Annotated in this window: 2 protein-coding genes and 1 pseudogene; 1 reads left to right on the top strand and 2 read right to left on the bottom strand. The window is 72.3% G+C overall.

The features are described 5' to 3' along the window. Positions 1–206 precede the first annotated feature (206 nt). A complete protein-coding gene (locus ACWGI8_RS41215; RefSeq protein ID WP_453668580.1) occupies positions 207–1,727 on the bottom strand; it encodes an APC family permease in 1,521 nt (506 codons plus the stop codon). A 171-nt stretch (positions 1,728–1,898) separates the two neighbouring features. Here ACWGI8_RS41215 and ACWGI8_RS41210 point away from each other — a divergent pair, with 171 nt between their 5' ends. Further along, positions 1,899–2,711, top strand: coding sequence for a helix-turn-helix domain-containing protein (locus ACWGI8_RS41210; protein ID WP_453668579.1), 813 nt, complete (start codon positions 1,899–1,901; stop codon positions 2,709–2,711). On the opposite strand, the pseudogene ACWGI8_RS41205 reads toward ACWGI8_RS41210, so the two are convergent. Beyond that, positions 2,650–3,555: pseudogene (locus ACWGI8_RS41205) on the bottom strand (DMT family transporter); the annotation flags it as partial. The gene ACWGI8_RS41210 and the pseudogene ACWGI8_RS41205 overlap by 62 nt on opposite strands. Positions 3,556–3,796 lie beyond the last annotated feature (241 nt).

Below are 3,796 nucleotides of genomic sequence, written 5' to 3'. Positions count from 1 at the left end.
GGCCGATCAGGTCCTGTACGTCGTGGGTGTCGCCGACGGCGGTGATGCGGTCGCCGGTGACGGCGACCGCGGTCGGCCGGCCGTCGGCGGCCGCAGTGCCGGGGGTGAGGACGGGGCCGCCGGTGAAGACGAGGTCGGCGTGGCGGGAGTGCATGCAGCGTTCCGTTTCTGTGGTCGGGCAGTCAGGCGGTCAGCGGGCCAGCGGGTCAGACGGTGGTGGCCGGCTCGTCGGTGAGCAGCCGGACGTCGTCGGCATCGGTGCCGCGGCCGGTACGGAAGTACGCAGACCTGCGGCCCCACTTGGCCAAGGCGGCGGCCACGATCCCGGAGACGATCATGAGTCCCGGGACCAGCAGCATGAACCAGCCGTTGTCCGGGCTGACCTCGAAGTGGTCGGCCGAGTCGTAGAAGGACCAGGCGAGGTAGCCGCCGAGTGCGAGCAGTGCGGCGGCGCTGAGCGCGGGCAGGATCACCGCGCGCACGCCCTCCCACCAGCTCTCGCGCAGCAGTCCGCGGAACCGTACGGCGGCGGCCAGGGCGATGAGGGCGTAGGAGAGGGCGACGACGATGCCGATCGCGTTGACCGCCGCCAGGATCAGGTCGGCGAGCTGGGGGATGACCAGCGACAGGACGGCCACGGTGGCCGCGAGGGCGCCGATGACCAGGGTTCCGGCCGCGGGTGTCCCGTACCGGGGGCTGACCCTGGACCAGACGGGCCCGACGGTACGGTCCCGGCTCATCGCGAACATGCCCCGGGCGGCCGGGATCACGCCGGCCTGGAGCGAGGCGACGGCGGAGAACATGAGGGCCACCAGCGGCAGCGCGGCCAGCGGCTGGGACGCCAGCCGTTCGGCGAAGAACGCCAGCCCCTGCGCGCCGTTGCCCGCCAGCTCCTCCTCGCTCAGTACGCGCTGGAAGGCGACCGAGCCGAGCAGGAAGAGCGCCAGCATCGTGAACAGGGTGGTGATCCCGGCACGGGACGCGTCGCGGGGATCCCGGACCTCCTCGTTCACGGTGAACGCCGCATCGAAGCCCCAGTAGCAGAAGACCGAGATCAGCAGACCCTGCGCGAGCGCGGACGGCGAAGGTATGGCGAGGGGGTTGAACCAGTCCAGGCTGAAGGCGTGCGGCCCGGTGACGATGCCGTAGCCGCAGAAGCCCAGCAGCACCAGGTACTCGAAGACCAGCAGCCAGCCCTGCAGCCTGGCCGCGGTGCGGACGCCGGTGACCGCGGTGAGGGTGACGGCGACCAGGACCAGGATGCCCACCGCGGTCGCCTGGGCCGTGGAGTCCGGGTCCAGCACGAGTCCTGCCACGTCGTGGAGACCGGCCTGTCCGGCCAGTTGGAGGATCGTGGACCCGGTGACGGCCGTGGTGTAGGCGAGGAAGACGACCGTGGCGACGATGGCCAGCCAGCCGACGAGGAAGCCGAGCCAGGGAGTGAGCGAACGGCCGACCCAGACATAGCCGTTGCCCGCGTTCGGCTCGACCCGGTTGAGCCGGGAGAAGGCACCGGCGATGCCGAGAATGGGCAGGAAGGCCACCAGCATGATCGCGGGCAGATGCAGCCCGACCACTGCGGCCGTGACGCCGAGGCCGATGCCGATGCTGGTGGTCGCTGCCGTACTGGAGGCGGCGATGGCGACGCCGTCCACGACGCCGAGGGACTTGCGCAGGGAGGCGTGGGCGGGAGTATCCGCGCCGTATGGTGTCTTCTTCACTGTCATGGCCAGCTCCGCTCGCACCGAAGGGGCCTGGCCGGCCCCGGTGACCGCACATGAAACTGGCGGTGCACTTCACACGTCAATGGCGTTGTCATAAGGTGCGGGGCCATGGCCCCGACCGGACGGTCGGCCCGGCATGATCCGGAAGACGGGCCCTGGGTGAGGAGGACGCCGATGAGTGAACGCGTCGTACCACCGGCGGCGCGGCGGCGCAGACGCCCGACCAAGCAGGGCGTCGTGCTGTCCGAGGAGCTGATCGTCGAGACGGCCCTGCGGCTGATGAAGGAGCACGGCGCCGACGCGCTCACGGTCCGCCGCCTCGGCCTCGCGCTGGGCGCCGACCCGAGCGCTCTGTACCGGTACTTCCGGGACACCGACGAGCTGCTGCTCGCCATCGCCGACGAGCTGATCGGCCGTACGGTGCGCGCCTGGCGGCCGACCGGTGACTGGCGCGCGGATCTGCAGGCCATGGGTCTGCGGATGCACGCCGACTACCTCGCACATCCGCAGGCGGCGGTGCTCAGCGCCTGCCGGGTGACGGGCCGGCTGCATGAGATCCGGGCGGTGGAGACGATGATCGGCGTGCTGCGCGGGGCGGGGTTCCCCGACGCCGAGGCGGTACAGATCTACCACGCCTTCGTCGACCAGGCCCTGGCGTTCGCGGCCCTGGACTCGGCGGCCACAGCGCTGCCGGCGGCCGCACGGGAGGCGGACGAGGCGGCATGGCGGTCGACGTACGCCGGGCTGCCCGCCGAGACCCACCCCCATATCGCCGCCACGGCACGGCATTTGGTGGCGGACATGAATCTCAGCGCCTACCCAAGGGCGCTCGACATGCTGCTCACGGCGGCGGCGGCGCGGCTGGAGGAGGTGCGGTCGGCGGAGGCGCGGCCTGAGGAGGCGCGGTCGGCGGAGGCGCGGCCTGAGGAGGCGCGGCCTGAGGACGTGCGCCGTCCTGCTCCCCGGGCGCGACCACGGACCGGGTGAGCGGGATACGGGCGAGGGCGATCGCGCCCATCGCGATCAGCGCGAAGCCGGCCAGCTGCGGCAGCACCCACCAGCCGGAACGGACATGCTCCTCGTACAGCGTCACGCCGAAAACGAGGCTCACCATCGCGTCGCCGAGCGTGATGGCGGGCTGGGACGCGACCAGCGGCCCCGCCTGCATCGCGTTCGACAGCAGGAAGAGCGCGCCCCCTCCGGCCACCGCGAAGGCGTACGTCTGCCAGGCGGTGAAGAAAGCCGCGGCTCCGTCGTCGTCCAGGATGTGTGTCGCCTGCTTCATCAGGGCCGCGGTCAGCGCGAAGCAGACGGCGGTGGCCGCACCCAGACAGACCGCACGGGCCCGGCCAGGGGGCCGTCGCAGCGCCGCGGCGGCGAGTACGACGACCGCTCCCCCGCACACGGCGAGGGCGGGGATCCAGCGGTCCGTGGGGACATGGGTGCGGTTACCCACGGGGGACAGGGCCACGAGGGCGACGCCGAGACCCACCACCACGCAGGTCACGGCCACCCACCCGATGCGCGCGACGTGCTGGCGCATCAGGAGCGAGGCCACGATCAGCGTGAGCGGCAGTTCCAGGACGAAGAGCGGCTGAACGACCGTCAGCGGCCCGGTGTTCAGGGCGAGGGCCTGGCACACGCCTGCGGCGATCACGGCGAGGATTCCCACCAGCCAGCCGGGGCGCCGCAGCAGATCGAGCATCAGGCCCGCGCGGAAGCCGGTGGAGCTCGGCACGCTCATCGCGGCCTGGCGCTGCAACACGGTGGCGACGGCGTTGCTGAGGGCCGAGGCCAGTGCGAAGAGGACCGGGAGGAGCAGGGCACGCACCGTACGACCTCCCGCCTCCGCCCCCGCACTTCCTGCCATGGTGGCCCCGGCCGGACGTCCCCCGCGATCCGAACGGGGCCGGGCGGCGGGGATCGCGGCGCAGCCCGGCCGGGCTGCGGTCCCTACGCCGCCGCCCCACAATGGGACTAGTGCTGTGGCCGGAAAGGTTTGCCGGGAAGCTCGCGGCGTCCGGTGCATGGGGTCTCCCCAGGCCCGGAGGGCCGAGGGGACGCATCGCAAG

This window comes from Streptomyces sp. NPDC054841, from assembly GCF_053611045.1.
This window is presented reverse-complemented; position numbering and strand designations above follow the sequence as displayed.